Annotated in this window: 14 protein-coding genes, 1 other RNA gene and 1 pseudogene; 11 read left to right on the plus strand and 5 right to left on the minus strand. The window is 63.0% G+C overall.

Features of this window, described 5'->3' with window-relative positions; all coding sequences use genetic code 11:
* Positions 1–110: 110 nt before the first annotated feature.
* The 4 genes from NP945_RS16765 to NP945_RS16780 form a co-directional block, all read right to left on the minus strand.
* On the minus strand, positions 111–794 hold the full coding sequence (locus NP945_RS16765) for a class I SAM-dependent methyltransferase (protein WP_256746972.1): 684 nt from the start codon (positions 792–794) through the stop codon (positions 111–113).
* A complete protein-coding gene (locus NP945_RS16770) occupies positions 791–2089 on the minus strand; it encodes a DUF3419 family protein (RefSeq protein WP_256746973.1) in 1299 nt (432 codons plus the stop codon). The genes NP945_RS16765 and NP945_RS16770 overlap by 4 nt, the downstream gene beginning before the upstream one ends.
* Before the next feature lie 123 nt (positions 2090–2212).
* Positions 2213–2407, minus strand: a complete 195-nt coding sequence (locus NP945_RS16775; RefSeq protein WP_128308743.1) for a hypothetical protein — start codon at positions 2405–2407, stop codon at positions 2213–2215.
* 74 nt (positions 2408–2481) lie between these two features.
* Positions 2482–6432: a hydantoinase B/oxoprolinase family protein gene (locus NP945_RS16780; RefSeq protein ID WP_256746974.1), complete on the minus strand. Its 3951-nt coding sequence runs from the start codon at positions 6430–6432 to the stop codon at positions 2482–2484.
* Positions 6433–6626: 194 nt separating this feature from the next.
* Here NP945_RS16780 and NP945_RS16785 point away from each other — a divergent pair, with 194 nt between their 5' ends.
* The 7 genes and pseudogenes from NP945_RS16785 (at position 6627) to NP945_RS16815 (ending at position 10665) form a co-directional block, all read left to right on the plus strand.
* Complete coding sequence (locus NP945_RS16785) at positions 6627–6887, plus strand: hypothetical protein (RefSeq protein WP_081734943.1); 261 nt, start codon at positions 6627–6629, stop codon at positions 6885–6887.
* Positions 6888–7051: 164 nt separating this feature from the next.
* The gene (locus NP945_RS16790; protein ID WP_127268668.1) at positions 7052–7771 is read left to right on the plus strand and encodes a DnaJ family molecular chaperone; all 720 of its coding nucleotides are present in this window, start codon (positions 7052–7054) and stop codon (positions 7769–7771) included.
* Positions 7768–8523 carry an N-acetylmuramoyl-L-alanine amidase gene (locus NP945_RS16795; protein ID WP_256746975.1) on the plus strand — a complete coding sequence of 252 codons (756 nt, stop codon included), beginning with the start codon at positions 7768–7770 and terminating at the stop codon, positions 8521–8523. The genes NP945_RS16790 and NP945_RS16795 overlap by 4 nt, the downstream gene beginning before the upstream one ends.
* A gap of 210 nt (positions 8524–8733) precedes the next feature.
* Complete coding sequence (locus NP945_RS16800) at positions 8734–9459, plus strand: lytic transglycosylase domain-containing protein (protein WP_256746976.1); 726 nt, start codon at positions 8734–8736, stop codon at positions 9457–9459.
* A 50-nt stretch (positions 9460–9509) separates the two neighbouring features.
* Positions 9510–9919, plus strand: an RNA gene (gene rnpB, locus NP945_RS16805) — RNase P RNA component class A.
* A 172-nt stretch (positions 9920–10091) separates the two neighbouring features.
* Positions 10092–10367, plus strand: coding sequence for a type II toxin-antitoxin system ParD family antitoxin (locus tag NP945_RS16810; protein WP_027034949.1), 276 nt, complete (start codon positions 10092–10094; stop codon positions 10365–10367).
* Positions 10364–10665: pseudogene (locus tag NP945_RS16815) on the plus strand (type II toxin-antitoxin system RelE/ParE family toxin). Before NP945_RS16810 ends, NP945_RS16815 begins: the two are co-directional and overlap by 4 nt.
* 9 nt (positions 10666–10674) lie before the next feature.
* On the opposite strand, the gene NP945_RS16820 reads toward NP945_RS16815, so the two are convergent.
* Positions 10675–11790: a cystathionine gamma-lyase gene (locus tag NP945_RS16820; protein WP_256746977.1), complete on the minus strand. Its 1116-nt coding sequence runs from the start codon at positions 11788–11790 to the stop codon at positions 10675–10677.
* A gap of 409 nt (positions 11791–12199) precedes the next feature.
* Between NP945_RS16820 and mraZ the strand changes: the two genes are divergently transcribed.
* The 4 genes from mraZ to NP945_RS16840 are packed head-to-tail and all read left to right on the plus strand — an operon-like array spanning position 12200 to position 15810.
* Complete coding sequence (mraZ, locus tag NP945_RS16825; RefSeq protein WP_013530948.1) at positions 12200–12658, plus strand: division/cell wall cluster transcriptional repressor MraZ; 459 nt, start codon at positions 12200–12202, stop codon at positions 12656–12658.
* Positions 12655–13704 carry a 16S rRNA (cytosine(1402)-N(4))-methyltransferase RsmH gene (rsmH, locus tag NP945_RS16830; RefSeq protein WP_256746978.1) on the plus strand — a complete coding sequence of 350 codons (1050 nt, stop codon included), beginning with the start codon at positions 12655–12657 and terminating at the stop codon, positions 13702–13704. The genes mraZ and rsmH overlap by 4 nt, the downstream gene beginning before the upstream one ends.
* A gap of 4 nt (positions 13705–13708) precedes the next feature.
* Entirely contained in the window at positions 13709–14104 is a 396-nt protein-coding gene (locus NP945_RS16835; RefSeq protein ID WP_127271473.1) for a hypothetical protein, read from the plus strand.
* Positions 14101–15810: a penicillin-binding protein 2 gene (locus tag NP945_RS16840; protein WP_027034944.1), complete on the plus strand. Its 1710-nt coding sequence runs from the start codon at positions 14101–14103 to the stop codon at positions 15808–15810. Before NP945_RS16835 ends, NP945_RS16840 begins: the two co-directional genes overlap by 4 nt.
* Positions 15811–15845: the final 35 nt, after the last annotated feature.

Below are 15845 nucleotides of genomic sequence, written 5' to 3' on the forward strand. Positions count from 1 at the left end.
CACATGCTTCCATGCATGTGAGATAGTGTACCGCTCTCGGGGTCATAAGGCAACGTTGATCCAACGGATCGTGGCTGCTTCGCCTTTATGTGCCTTTCCCACGGCAATATTCAGGAAGTGATCTTGATAACCGCCAGCCAGGCATAGCCGCGATAAAGCGTGCGGAAACGGAAGCTTGCACCGGTTCGCCGCGATTCTGATTCCAGCACCTCGCGCAACGATTCACGCGGCGTGACGTGGAACTTTTTCAGCCAGCCGCGCAGCAGCGCTCGGAACCAGCCAGGCAGGCCTTCCTGCTGGCCGAAATCGACGATGTGCAGCGAACCGTTCGGCGACAGGGCGGCAAGCGCTGCCGATACTGTTTTTTCCCAGCCGGGGATCATCGACAGTGAATAGGACACGAAGACACGGTCGAAGCTATTGCGTCCGAACAGCGCCCTGGCATCGAATGCCGTGGCGTCGCCCTGGGCGAGCGTGACACGATCGAGCAGGCCCTCGCGGGCAATCGCCGCGCTGGCCGTCTCCAGCATCTCGGCCGAAATGTCGAGGCCGAAGAAACGCGCGTCGGGATAGCGACGCGCGGCCAGGATGATGTTGCGGCCGGTGCCGCAGCCGAGTTCCAGCACGGTACCGCCGGCGGGCACATCGAGCCCCGCGATCAGCCGGTCGCGGCCGAGAAGATAGTATTTGCGTGTCAGGTCGTAGATGTGGCGCTGCCAGCGGTAGACGCCGTCCATCAGTTCGGCATGGTTGGCCTTGAATTCGGGGCTGGTCGGCAGCTCGCTGGTGCTCATGCCGCGCGCTTTAGGTAGAGGTGGAAGCCGCCATAGATGGCCGAGCGGTCGCGGGCCGAAAATTCGCGCGAAGCCTCGTCCTGATAATCCCACTGCTCAAGCAGCGAGTTGGAGACGCGGCCCGGCAACAGGCTGGGCTCGGCGGCGGTGCGGAAGATGACGCGGGCGCCGGCCGACGCGGTACGGGTGATCTCCGCCCACAGCGCGTTGAGCTGGTCATCGGTCATCCAGTCCTGTGCGTCGAGCAGGACGAAGCGGTCGACGGAGCCTGCATCCTTGCCGGCGAGGAATTCGATCAGATTGGCATGGTGGATGGCGACGCGGTCGACATTGCCGCGGATGGTCTCGTAATTCTGTTTTTCGAGATAGGCGGGCAGGGCGGCCTCGCCGGGGTTCGGATAGCGCCGGGCGAAGGCCTGCCAGGCGAAATAGTTGTTCTCCAGTGGAAAATCGCAAGCGAGCTTTTCCAGCCGGGCTTTCAGCACGCTGGCCATGGTGCCGTCGCCAGAAGTGATCAGCGAATCATACTGCGCCGGCGGGATGCCGAGGCCGAATAGCGAGGCCTTGCGCGACGTCGCCCATTTCAAAAGCTTCTTGTCGAAGACCGGCGCCAGCTCCTCGTTGAAGAATCGGCGCTGCTCGCCGATGTTCCTGGCCTGCATGATGCCGGAGGGGTCGACGCCGAAGAATTTTCCCGTGCGGTGGCCCATGGCGATGAACAGGCCGAGCAGGCCGGTCTGGTAGAAATTGCGGTCGAACACAGTGATGCGCCTGATGCCGCGCCAGTTGCGGCGCTCCCAGTAGTGACGGCTGACAGGATCGAGATGCGGCGCGATGAAACGATCATACGCTTTCGAATTGTGGCTGGTGTCGGCGGCGCCGAAGAAGCGGAACAGGTCGCCCTGCGATGGCAAATGGCGCACCGCCTCCAGCTTCATGCGGTTCAGCGCGATGTGCGCGGTGTTGAGGTCGACGGCGTCGACCCGGGCCGGCGAGCGGGTGAGGTAAGCCAGAATGTTGCAGCCGCCGGAGGCGATGGTGACGACGCGGTGGCCCTGGCCAAGCTGCATCGCCTCCATGTCGACCTCGGGGTCTTCCCAGATCTGCGGATAGACGAGGCCGGAGAACAGGAAGGCGAACAACCGCTCCGAAATGCCGGCCTTCGACAGCGGGCGGTTCTGGTAGACGGCCTTTCCAACTTCCTTGCCGCGGCGAAAAACCAGATCTGCGGAAACGTCCGTCATGGCAAGATGATTCCCCATTTGCTTTGCCGCAAGCGGGTAGCCCAGGGTCATGACAGGCCGGTGACAGCCTGTTGACGCCTCCTTACAACGGTAGCGCGTAAAATCAGTTGATACCTCCGCATCCGGCACCAACTTGCGCTGTCGAAGCCCATGAGACCGCCACGAACACGCCTCTTACCGCAAACCAGTTGCGCGCGCGTCATCCTCTCCAAGTGTGAAGCCCCATTGATACGGAGTGAGGCCGATCGGCACCTTGCTGTAGGATGGCATTGACGGGACGATCCCGGGCTTGAGTGACTGGTATCCCTCAAGATAGCCGTCGTTGAAGGTCTTGCTCGGGTAGGCAGGAATGTTCTTCACGATGGACATGGCGACTTCTCCTCAGAATGTTGCGGACATGCGCCTGCCTCTGGCTCGCCATGTCCGCGCCCGGCAAGCATCCTTCACCGCCGCCCGAATCCCCCCGGTGTCGGCGTCGTCAGGATGACGGCGTCGCCGGCCTGCAGCACGGTCTGGTCGCAGGCTTTCAGCACGTCGATTGTGCCGTCCTTGCGGCGGACTTTGGTCGAGCCGACCTCGCCATCGCCGCCGCCGTCCAGACCTTGCGGCGGGCGGTTTCGGTGCGAGGACAGGATCGCGCATTCCATCTTTTCGAGGAAGCGGATGGTGCGTTTGGTGCCGTCGCCGGCGCTCCATTTGCCCTTGCCGCCGGAATCTTCCCGAATGTGGAAATCCTCGAGCAGCACGGGAAAGCGCAGTTCCAGCACTTCGGGATCGGTGAGGCGCGAATTGGTCATGTGGGTGTGGACGCCTGAGGTGCCGGCAAAGCCGCGGCCCGAGTTCATCTGGCCGGCCGGCGAGCCGGAACAGATCGTCTCATAGTACTGGTAGATCTTGTTGCCGAAGGTCAGGTTGTTCATCGTGCCTTGCGCGTTGGCCATGGCGCCCATGGCGCCGAACAGCGCGTTGGTGACATGCTGCGAGGTCTCGACATTGCCGGCGACGACCGCGGCGGGGTAGGCGGGTTTCAGCATGCAGCCATCGGGAATGATGATGTTGATTGGCCGCAGGCACCCGGCATTCATCGGGATCATGTCCTCGACCATGACGCGGAAGGCATAGAGCACGGCCGCTCGGGCGACGGGTTCCGGCGCGTTGAAATTGTTCTTCATGACCGGTGATGTGCCGGTGAAGTCAACGGTCGCCTCGCGCTTTTGCCGGTCGACCGTGATCTTCACCTTGATGATTTGGCCGGTGTCGGTCGGGTATTCGTACTGCGAACTGTCGGGCAGCCGCTCCAGCACGCGGCGCACGCTTTCGGCCGCATTGTCCTGAACATGGCCCATATAGGCCTCGACGACATCGAGGCCGAAATGCGCGACCATCTTGCGCAGTTCCGCGACGCCCTTTTCGTTGGCGGCGATCTGCGCCTTGAGGTCGGCGATGTTCTGGTGCGGATTGCGGGCTGGATAGCGGTGGTCGGTGAGCAGCGTTTCCAGCTCCTTCTCGCGGAATTTTCCGCGGTCGACGATGCGGAAATTGTCGAACAGCACGCCTTCCTCGTCGACCGTGGTGGCGAGCGGCGTCATCGAGCCGGGTGCCGTGCCGCCGATATCGGCATGATGGCCGCGCGAGGCGGCCCAGAACAGGATTTCCTCCCCACTCGAGGGGGAGGTGGCGGCGAAGCCGCCGGAGGGGGTCGGATCGACCGGGTTCGACGCTCTTGCGGTGCCTTCTGAGAGGACCCCACCCGGCCGCTGCGCGGCCACCCTCCCCTCGAGGGGGAGGGAAAACACAGGCGTCACGACAGTGATGTCGGGCAGATGCGTGCCGCCATTGTAGGGCGCGTTGAGGGCAAAGACGTCGCCGGGGTGGATGTCGCCGGAATTCAGCCGGATGATGGTTTCGACCGACCGGTCCATCGAGCCCAGATGCACCGGCATGTGCGGCGCATTGGCGACCAGCGCGCCATGGCGGTCGAAGACGGCGCAGGAGAAATCCAGCCGTTCCTTGATGTTGACGGAATAGGCGGTGTTCTGCAGCGTCACGCCCATCTGCTCTGCGATCGACATGAAGAGGTTGTTGAAGACCTCCAGCATGACCGGATCGGCCTCGGTGCCGAGCGCTGCCTGCCGGCGCTTTTTCTCGACACGGCGCAGGAGCACGTGGTTCCTGGCGGTGATTTCGGCCTGCCAGCCCGGCTCGATGACGATCGTCTGGTTCGGCTCGATAATCAAGGCAGGTCCCGCAACCCTGTTTCCCGGCTTCAGCGCCTCGCGGCGGAAGATGGGTGAAGTGCGCCACTCTCCTTCGGTGAAGATTTCGCGGGTTTGCGAAGGGCTTACGGCAAGGTCTTCGGTTCGCGATTCAGTTTCGTCGCGCCCGGTGCCGCCGGTGTCCGCGCCTTCGACGCCGACGGTCTCGACGATCATCGGCTTGTGGTCATAAACGAAACCGAACTGCGCCTTATGGGCGATTTCAAAATCGCGCCTGGCCTGGAAAATCGAATCCGCCTCGAAATTCACCGGCAGTGTCGTGTCGGTGCCGTCATAGCGAATGTGCAGCACCGGCTTCGTGGCGACCGTATCCTCGCCGATGCCTTGCGCCGCGAGTTCGGCGATGACGGCTTCTCTCAAGATGGCAATGAGGCTGCCGATCTCCGTTCTGGACTCTTCGGCAAGCGGCTTCAGCAGCGCCTGCTGGCGCGAGGCAAAGACCGAGGACAGGCCGATACCATAGGCCGACAGCAGACCTGAGAAGGGATGGATCAGCACCGCTTCCATGCCGAGCGCATCGGCGACCAGGCAAGCGTGCTGGCCGCCCGCGCCGCCAAAACAGTTCAAAAGATATTCGGTGACGTCGTAGCCGCGCTGGACGGAGATCTTCTTGACGGCATTGGCCATGTTCTCCACGGCGATGGTGACGAACCCTTCGGCGACGGTCTCGGGCGACCGGCCATCGCCGATCTCGGCGGCGAGTGCGGAGAATTTTGCCCGCACCGTCTCGACGTCGAGCGGCTGGTCCTGGCCGGGTCCGAATATAGCCGGAAAGAAATCGGGCTGCAGCTTGCCAAGCATGACGTTGGCGTCGGTGACGGCGAGCGGGCCGCCGCGCCGGTAGGCTGCCGGGCCGGGATTGGCGCCAGCCGAATCCGGTCCGGCCCGGAAGCGGCCGGCCTCGTAATGCAGGATCGAGCCGCCGCCGGCGGCGACGGTATGAATGCGCATCATCGGCGCGCGGATGCGCACGCCGGCGACCTCGGTGTCGAAGGCGCGTTCGTATTCGCCGTCATAGTGGGCGACATCGGTGGAGGTGCCGCCCATATCGAAGCCGATGACCTTGTCGAAGCCGGCGAGCCTGGCTGTCTCGACCATGCCGACGACGCCGCCGGCCGGTCCTGACAGCAGCGCATCCTTGCCCTGGAACATGTCGGCGGCGGTGAGACCGCCCGACGACATCATGAACATGAGGCGAGGGCTTTCCCTCCCTCTCGAGGGGAGGATGGCGGCAAAGGCGCCGGGTGGGGTCGGATCGACCGGGCTCGACGTCGTGGCGGTGCCTTCCGAGAGGACCCCCTCTGGCCGCTTTGTCGACTGCCCTTCGCTATGGCTTCGGGCGTTCGTCGCTGAAAAAGCCAAATCGTTGGCTTTTTCTCGGCCTTCGGCCCATCGTTCCTCACCCCCCTCGAGGGGGGAGAGGACGCCGAGCTCTTGGCCAACCCTTTGCACATAGCGTGACAGGATCGGCGACAGATAGGCATCGACCACCGCGGTGTCGCCGCGGCCGACCAGCTTGATCAGCGGCGAGACCTCATGGCTGACGGAGACTTGGGCGAAACCAAGTTTGCGGCAGACTTTTGCCACCGCCTTCTCGTGGTCGGGGTATTTCCAGGCGTGCATGAAGACGATGGCGACCGCATCGATGCCATCGGCCCTGGCCTGTTCGATCGCCGGCCTGCAGGCGGCGATGTCGAGCAATTGTTCGACGCGGCCATCGGCGCGCACACGCTCGTTGATTTCGACGACGCGCTCGTAGAGCTGTTCGGGAAGGATGATCTCCTTGGCGAAGATGTCCGGACGCGCCTGGTAGGCGATCTTCAGCGCGTCGCGAAAGCCCTTGGTGATAAGCAAAAGCACGCGGTCGCCCTTGCGCTCCAGCAGCGCATTGGTTGCAACCGTGGTGCCCATCTTGATGTCGCCGATCAGGCCGCTCGGGATCGTGTCGCCGGCCGACAAGCCAAGAAGGTCGCGAATGCCCTGGATGGCAGCATCGTTGTAGGCTTCGGGATTTTCGGAGAGAAGCTTGCGCGGGTGCAGCCCGCCTTCCGGATCTCGGCCGATGATATCGGTGAATGTGCCGCCGCGGTCGATCCAGAAATCCCATTTTGCGGTCATGACAGCCCCTGGCGCTTTTCCGTTCGATCGGTGGTTCGGCACATTCTGTTAGTTCGCCACGGCCTGAGCGGCAATCGCAAATGAACCAGACGATGTTACATGTCGAAACGCAACGTTACGAAACTCATGGCCGTCTGACGCATTTGTCCTTCGACCGCTCACGGCAACGTGAGCGTGTGTTGAAGGAGAGACAAATGAAAAAGCTCATTCTCGCGTCCGTTTCCGCTCTGGCCTTGCTTGGCGTCGCCGCCTGCAGTGACAGCGGTACGGATAATACCACCACCCAGAGCACCAATCCGCCGGCCGCCGAGGAACCGATGAAGCCGGCTACTCCGGAAGCCACGCCGCCGGCCGCTACGCCTCCGGCAACGGATAATTCTACCACGAAGAGCATCACACCCGAGAAGCCTGCCGAGCCGGCTCCGGCAACACCAGCTCCTGCGCCCGCGCAGTAGTGAGCAAGCAGTACTTCGTGTGATGAATGAGAAAGGCCGGCTCACGCTGGCCTTTCTCATATTGTCCGAGCGCCGTGGCGTTGGAGTCCGATCGATTTGTCGCGCAAAGCCTGCGGCACTGTCCCGGCTTGATAGGAGCGGACGGTGGCTCTAAGAAGCAGGCCATGTCCATTTGGGATCGCCTCGGCGAATTCATCACCCGCGTTTCATCCTCAGCCTCGTCGGGTGTCGCCGACGTGGTCGAGGCCGTGCGCACGGTTTTCGCCGGCGATGCGGATTTGCGCCGGCGTGTCGCCTTTTCGGTGGCGATGATCGCGCTGTCGGCCAAGATGGCCAAGGCCGATGGTATCGTCACCCAGGACGAGGTGCGCGCCTTCCAGGAAATATTCGAAGTGCCGCCGAAGGAGACGCGCAATGTGGCGCGTCTGTTCGATCTCGCCCAGCGCGACGTGGCCGGTTTCGAGACCTATGCCGAGCGGATGGCGCAGATGTGCGGTTCCGGGCATTCCAATTGTGTGATGCTGGAAGACATACTCGACGGTCTGTTCCACATCGCCAAGGCCGACGGGCTGGTGCACGAGCGCGAAGGCCATTTCCTGCACCGCATCGCCGAGATTTTCCGCATCGACGAAGCGCATTACGAGACCATCATGGCGCGACATGTCAACCTGGGCGCCGGGGATCCTTATGTCGTGCTTGGCATCGAGCGCGGCAAGCCGTTCGAAGAGGTCAGGAAGCGCTATCGCAAGCTGGTTTCCGACAATCATCCGGACCGGCTGATTGCGCGCGGCCTGCCTCAGGAATTCATCAAGATCGCGACCACCAGGGTGGCGGCGATCAACGTTGCCTACGAGATGATCGAGCGGGGCCTGCGCCACGCATGAGCGGCTTTCTGCCCGACGAGCCACGTGCCGAAGTCAGGGTATCGCCGAATTTTGGCCCGCGGCGCGAGACGCCCAGGCCTGACATGATCGTGCTGCACTACACCGGTATGGCGACCGGCGCCGGGGCCGAGGCCTGGCTTTGCGATCCGGCCAGCGAGGTTTCGTCGCATTATCTCGTCCACGAGAATGGCCATATCGTGCAGATGGTCAGGGAAAGCGACCGCGCCTGGCATGCCGGCAAGAGTTCGTGGTTCGGACGGGCCGACATCAATTCCTGTTCGGTCGGCATAGAGATCGTCAATCCGGGGCATTCGCTGGGCTATCCCGGTTTCCCCCGGCGGCAGATCGATGCGGTGATCGGGCTGTGCCGCGGGATCGCCGGTCGGCATTCGATCGCCGCCGAGCGGGTACTCGCACATTCCGATGTTGCGCCTGGGCGCAAGATCGATCCCGGCGAGAAGTTTCCGTGGCGAACGCTGTTCGAGGCCGGTGTCGGCCATCTCGTGGCGGCCGCACCCGTCAGGCGAGGCGCCACTCTGACAACCGGCGATACCGGCGGCGACGTCGAAGCGTTGCAGTCGATGCTGGCCCTCTACGGCTATGGCGTTGAAATATCCGGCGTTTTCGACCGGCAGACGGAGGCGGTGGTCGAGGCCTTCCAGCGTCATTTCCGGCCGCGCAAGGTGGACGGCGTTGCCGACGGCTCGACGCTGCGGACGCTGCAAAGGCTGCTTGCTTCCGTGAGGCGCTGACCTCCGGAAAGCCTCTCCCAAGCAATTCTTTCCAATCCTTAAGTTACAAGCTGTCACTCAAAGTGACTTGCCTGGCCTTGTTTGACACCAATTCGGGCGTCAAACGGCTGACGTGTAGATGTCGGACCCCAAGCCCCCCCGGGTTGTTCCGACGTTGGTTAGGCGTTGCTGCGCGAACATCTTCGCGCGGTTCAGACAGAACAGGATCACATGCAGAAATTTACCGTTTTAACGGCAGCTCTTGCTGCCGGCGTAATGACTTTTGCCTTCAATGCCGCAGATGCCGCGCCTCTCAGCCCGCGAGCCGATCAAGGGCCTGTCGTGGTATCCGCGAAAAGCGGCAAGGCCCCACAGGCCAGAAGCGGCAAGGCAGGCCACGACGCCAAGGCGACGAAGCGGGCTTCCGCGAAAATGGAAAAAGCAAGCTGGTCCAAGCCGAAGAAGTCCGCCAGAAAGCAGACGAAGCGTGGCCGAAAAACCGTCGACATGACGGCAACGGCGTCGATCGGTGTCCGCAACGCGGCAGCCTCAGCGGCCGCGGTGGCCAGCAGCGGTCAGTATTCCGCTATCGTTGCCCGCTATGCGGCGATCGAAGGCGTTCCGGTATCGCTCGCCTCGGCGGTTATCCAGATCGAAAGCAACTACCGGCCCAACATCGTTGGCGGTGCCGGCGAGATCGGCCTGATGCAGATCAAGCCGGCCACGGCTCGGATGATGGGCTATAGCGGCTCCGCCAAGGGCCTGTTCGATCCCGACACCAACATCAAATACGGCATGAAATACCTTGCCATGGCGCGGAGCCTCGGCGGCGGCACGACCTGCGGCACCATCCTGAAATACAATGCCGGCCACGCCGCAACGCGGATGAACCCGGTGTCGGCCGCCTATTGCGGCAAGGTCAAGGTGCAGATGGCTGCGCTTGGATCGCCCGCATAAGTCTGCTTTTTCGTTTGCGTTTTCGGGCGCGAACCCCTTTATACGCTCTGCCAGCTGGCTGGGCGGCCGCACCCGCAAACGCCGAAAGGTCGTGGGTGAGGAAAGTCCGGGCTCCATGGAAACACGGTGCCGGTTAATGGCCGGCGGGGGCGACCCCAGGGAAAGTGCCACAGAAAGCAAACCGCCACGATCCGGCTTGCCGGATTCGGGGTAAGGGTGAAAGGGTGGGGTAAGAGCCCACCGCGCGACTGGCAACAGGAGCGGCACGGTAAACCCCACCGGGAGCAAGACCGAATAGGGACGGTGCGAGGGGAAACCCTCGAGGGCTGTTTCCGGCTCACCGTCCGGGTAGGTTGCGTGAGGCGCATGGCAACATGCGCCCAAGATGAATGGCCGCCACGTTCTCGCCCCGCAAGGGGCGAGGGCCATACAGAACCCGGCTTACAGGCCAGCTGGCAACTCTCTCCCCCGATATCAAGAGAAGTCTCTTGAATTCAGCAGGTTGCGCCCTCGGGCGCGCCTGTTGATTCAAGCCTGCCCGGCCGTTCATCCGTGCGAGCGAGAGTCGGCCATTGCTTGAAACCGGTGCGATTAAATCGTACCATGATCGGGAATGGTACCGGGAGCTTCTCATGGGACAGGTCGACAAACGCAGCATCACGCTGTCGCCGGAACTGGCGCAGGCGGTGGATGATGTCGTCGCCGCCGGCGAATATGCCTCCGCCAGCGAAGTGATCCGAGATGCGCTGCGGCAATGGAAGGATCGGCGCGATCTCTTCGGCTATACGCTCGATGAGTTGCGCAAGCTGGTGCAGGAAGGGATAGACAGCGGGCCGGGACGATTTGCGTCGATGGATGAAATCAAGGCCGAGGCGCGGAGGCGCTTGCGATCTGACGACGCAGCATGAATTCGCTATTCATCGTCCGGAACGCGCGCGCAGAAGACGATTTGATCGCGATCTGGCTTCATGTTGCACGCGATAGCGAGGTCGCAGCGGATAGGTTGCTCGATCGCATCGAGGCACGGTGGCAGCAACTGGAGACCTATCCCTTCTCCGGCCGCCGCGCGATGACATCGCGCCCGGCGTCCGTCATCTGCTCGTTGGCGACTATCTCACCTTGTATCGTGTAGGTGACGACGCGATCGAGATCATTCGTGTACTGCACGGCTATCGCAACATAGAAGCCGACGATCTCGGCCCGTGATCGGTCCGGTCAGCCGCCGATCTTGTCCAGCGACGTCTCGATTGCCTTCCAGAGCTCTTCCACCGGCTCGCAGCCGACCGAGAGGCGAACGAAGCCGGCGGCAACGGCATCGCCTCGCTTCAAGCGCCGCTCGGCGGAGGTGTGGACGCCGCCGAAGGATGTCGCGGCCTGCATCAAGGCGCAATTGTTGATGAAATCCTCGGCCTTGTCCTCCGAGGCGAGTTCGAAAGAGATCAGAAAGCCGAAGCGCTCCATCTGGGCACGGGCAAGGTTGTGCGACGGATCGCCTTCCAGTCCGGGATAACGCAGGCCGCTGATTGCCCGGTGGCCCTGCAGCCGCCGCGCGATGACTTCCGCCGAGGAACACATGCGATCGAAGCGCACATCCAGTGTCTCCAGGCCGCGATGCACCAGCCAGGCTTCGAATGGTCCGGGAATGCTGCCGGAAACTTCGCGCCAGCCGGTCACGGCGGCGATGATCTCGGCATTGCGGCTGGCGACATGGCCGAACAGCACATCTGAATGGCCGTTGGGTGCCTTGGTGTCGGCGGCAACGACGATATCGGCGCCATAGTCGAGCGGCCGCTGGCCGAAGGGTGTCATGGTCGTGTTGTCGACCACAAGGATCGCGCCGGCTTTGTGAACAGCATCGGCAACGGCGGCGATATCGCAGATATCCAACCCCGGATTGGCAGGGGTTTCGACAAAGGCGAGGCGATAGCCATCGAAGCCGCCGTCGAGGAAGGTCGAGGTAGGCCTGACATCGTAGGCGATGCCGAGCGGCTTGAGGAAGCGATCGGCCAGCGCTCTTGTCGTGTGGTAGCCGTCCGATGGCAGCAGGATACGGTCGCCAGTCTTGAGCACGGCAAAAAACGCCGCCGAGATTGCCGCCATTCCTGAAGGGAAGGCGACGCAAGGCGCGTCCTCCAGATGGGCCAGCATATGTTCGACCGCGTCCCAGGTCGGGTTGCTGAATCGCCCGTACTGGTTGAAACCGGTGGCGTCGCCGGGCGCATGAAAGATGGCGGCCATGGTCAGTGGCAGGGGAATGGAATCGCCCATGGCAAGCCCGCTGCGACGCAGGTGAGGAAGCGCTGCAGCGCGTGACTTTGCAGTTTCGGACATCGAATTCCAACCCTGTTTGCGACCGACGAGATGTGGCGAGACGCTATGCCCGGCAGCGGCGCTCGGCAAGGCGCGTCCGGTTGGGCCAGGCGGCTCTAAACGGTTCGTTAGGCTTAATAGACCATAAAGACGAGACGTGTCGGCGAGGCTGCTCTCATTGGTCGCGGCGCGCGTGTTTGTGAAGCCTAATCCCGTTGACGCCCATAGTGCCCCATGATATCCCATCTAGACATCAAAGCCTTCGTTCCGTGTCAGGGTAAAGCGTACGCCAATCGGGCAGCCGCGGCGGCTGCGCGTTTGCCGGTTTTTGCCCGTGCGGACGAGGCTGATACGGGGCAGGGAACGCGCCGCGGCGGCGCGGGCCACAAGATGGAGAGGGGTGCGGCGGCGCAAGCGGCTGTAGCGTTTAATGGACCGGTTTCTGTCAAACACGGTGAGCAGGATCGATGCGAAGGGACGGGTGTCCGTTCCCGCGCATTTCCGTGCGGTCGTGCAGAAGCGCGGCTATTCGGAACTTTATGCGCTGCGCTGCCTGGATCTGCCGGCGATGGATGTCGGCGGGCTCGATCTGCTCGACCGCTACGAGCAGCGCATCGCGCTCGAGGATCCCTTCCTGCAGACGGCGGACGACATGTCGTTCTTCTGCCATGGCGACGGAACCTTCTTGAAACTCGACCAGGACGGCCGCATCACGATGAGCGATTTCCTTCGCGAACACACCGGCATTTCGGCGGAAGTGGCCTTTGTCGGGCGCGGCAATTTCTTTCAGATCTGGGAGCCGGGACGGCTTGCCGCCTATGGGGCGCAGGCGCGGGCACGGCTTTTGCAGCTTCGGCAGGGGACGAAGCCTGGGGAGCGACCGGAATGACGGCAGGCCACGGCGATGACCTTCCTCGCGCCGTAGATGGGCACGCCGTTGGCGGATCGGCTCGCCACATTCCGGTCCTCCTTGCCGAGGTGCTCGAAGCGTTGGCGCCGGCGCAGGGCGACCTCATCATCGACGGCACGTTCGGCGCCGGCGGCTACACCAGGGCCATTCTGGCGACGGGCGCTTCCGTGGTGGCGATCGACCGCGATCCGGATGCCATTGCGGCCGGGCGCGATCTGGAAGTGCAGTCGGGCGGCCGGCTGCGGCTGGTGCAGGCGCCGTTCTCGACGCTGGACGAACATGTCGAGAGCGCCGACGGGATCGTGCTCGACATCGGTGTGTCCTCGATGCAGCTCGACCAGGCGGAGCGCGGGTTTTCGTTCCGCGCCGACGGGCCACTCGACATGCGCATGGCGCAATCGGGCCTCAGCGCCGCCGACGTCGTCAATTCCTTCAAGCCGGGCGATCTTGCCCGCATCTTCGGCTTCCTCGGCGAGGAGCGTCATGCCGGGCGCATCGCCCGCATGATCGAGGCTCGCCGCGAAAAGCGCCCGTTCGAGCGCACGCTGGAACTGGCCGACGCCATCGAGACGCATATCGGCCGTGCGCCGAAGGACAAGATCCATCCGGCGACGCGCGTCTTCCAGGCGCTGCGCATCTTCGTCAATGACGAGCTTGGTGAACTGGCCAAGGCCCTGTTCGCGGCCGAACGCGCGCTGAAGCCGGGCGGACGGCTCGCCGTGGTCACCTTCCATTCGCTGGAAGACCGCATCGTCAAGCGTTTCATCGCCGACCGGGCCGATGTCGCGACCGGCTCGCGGCATTTGCCCGAGGCGCATGCCCGCACCGCGACGTTCCGCAAGGCGGGTGGCGGCGTGACTGCCGGCGACGCCGAGGTGGCGGCCAATCCGCGCGCCCGTTCGGCCAGGCTGCGCGCGGCAATCCGCATGGATGCGCCAGCGCGCAGCAGCGATTTTTCGATTTTCGGCCTTCCAAAGCTTCCCGGCCCAACACTTCCTGGCACAGGCCGGCCGGGGGAGAGGTAGCTAAGTGTTTCGTACCAGCGACATTGTCCTGATCGCCGTCATGGTTGCGGTCGCGGCCCTTACCTACAAGGCCAAGCGCGAGGCCGAGGAACAATTGGCCGCGGTGCAGAAGATCCATGCGCAGATACGCTATGAGGAGGACACGATCGACCTGCTCAAGGCCGACTGGAGCCTGCTTACCCAGCCGTCGCGGCTGCAGAAGCTCGCCGAACTCTACAAGTCGCAGCTCGAACTCGAGCCGGTCAGCGCCCGCCAGATCGGCGGCATCGGCGACCTGCCGGCCAAATCCCTTGATATTCAGGACATCCTGTCGGGACGCCAGGGCGGCATGGCCGACAATTCCGACCAAGCGCCTTCGGACAGTAAGGATCCCGTCGTGACCGGAGGCATCGCCCAATGATCGGCAAACTGCTGAAGCGTCGCGCCAGGACGAGTGAAGATGGATCGATCGTGGTCGAGGGCGCCCGCAAGGCGACCGGCGGCAAGGGCAGGACGCGCATCGTCATGACCATGGCGGTGTTCTTCGGTATCTTCTCGACCATATCAGGGCGGCTGGTCTACCTCGGCTTCCAGACCCCCGACATGTCGGGCGGTCCGCAGAGCCGGGTGACGGCATCGCGGCCCGACATCGTCGACCGCAACGGCGAAGTGCTGGCCACGGATATCAAGACGGCGTCGCTGTTTGCAGAACCACGCCGGATTGTCGACGCCGACGAGGCGATCGAGAAGCTGTCGACGGTGCTTCCGGACATCGACTATGAGCAGACCTACCACAAGCTGAAGAGCGGCGCCGGTTTCGTCTGGCTGCAGCGGCAGCTGACGCCCAAGCAACAGTCCGACATCATGCAACTCGGCATTCCCGGTTTCGGCTTCCGTACCGAAAAGCGCCGCTTCTATCCGAGCGGCGAGACCTCGTCCTACATTGTCGGCCTCACCAACATCGACAACCAGGGCATCTCCGGAATGGAGAAATATGTCGACGAGCAAGGCTTGAGCGACCTGCAGGCATCGGGCCTTGCCATTGCCAAGGATCTCAAGCCGGTAAAGCTTTCGATCGATCTGCGCGTGCAGCATGTGGTGCGCGACGAGATCGCCGCCGGCCTGGAGCGCTATCGTGCCATGGGCGCCGGCGCCGTCGTGCTCAACGTCAAGACCGGCGAAGTGGTGGCCATGGCCTCGGTGCCGGATTTCGATCCGAACAATCCCTACAATGCACAGGACAAGGACCGGCTGAATCGCATGTCGGCGGGCCTCTACGAGATGGGCTCGACCTTCAAGAGCTTCACCTCAGCCATGGCGCTCGATTCCGGCAAGGCGACGATGGCGAGCCGCTTCGATGCTTCGCATCCAATCCGGGTCGGCCATCAGGCCATTCACGATTTCCACGGCAAGAACCGTGTGCTGTCGTTGCCGGAGGTGTTCCTCTATTCGTCCAACATCGGATCGGCCAGGGAAGCCGAGATGGTCGGCATCGAGGGCCATCGCGAATTCCTGCATCGCCTTGGCCTTCTGGACAGGATGCAGACCGAATTGCCGGAGACTGCCCGTCCGACTGAACCGAAGGTCTGGAAACAGGTCAATTCATTCACCATCGCCTTCGGCCATGGCGTGTCGACGACGCCGCTGCAAGCGGCTGTGGGCTGCGCGGCGTTGATGAATGGCGGCTTCCTGATGAACCCTACCTTTTTGGTGCGCACGCAGGCGGAAGCGATGGCCACCGCCAAGAAAGTGGTGAGCGAAAAGACCGTCGAAGGCATGCGCTACCTCTATTCGCTCAATGCCGAGAAGGGCTCTGCCCGAAACGCCAGAGTCCCCGGCTACCGCGTTGGTGGCAAGACCGGAACGGCCGAGAAGGTCGTCAATGGCCGCTACTCCAAGGACTTGAATTTCAACACTTTCGTCGCCGCCTTCCCGATGGACGATCCGCAGTATCTGGTGTTTACCATTGCCGATGCCCCGCACCCGGAAAAGCCTGGCATGACGGATGTCGCGGCCGCAAATGCGGGGGTCATGGCCGGCAATATCATCAGGCGTTCAGCTGCCATGCTTGGCGTGAAGCCAGATTTCAGCCATGAAAATGGTGCAACGCTGGTTTCCTATCAGTGATTCTTAGGGCGCGCCGGCAACAGCGCGCTATTTTG

Source organism: Mesorhizobium sp. LMG17149, from assembly GCF_024518695.1.
Lineage (GTDB): Bacteria > Pseudomonadota > Alphaproteobacteria > Rhizobiales > Rhizobiaceae > Mesorhizobium.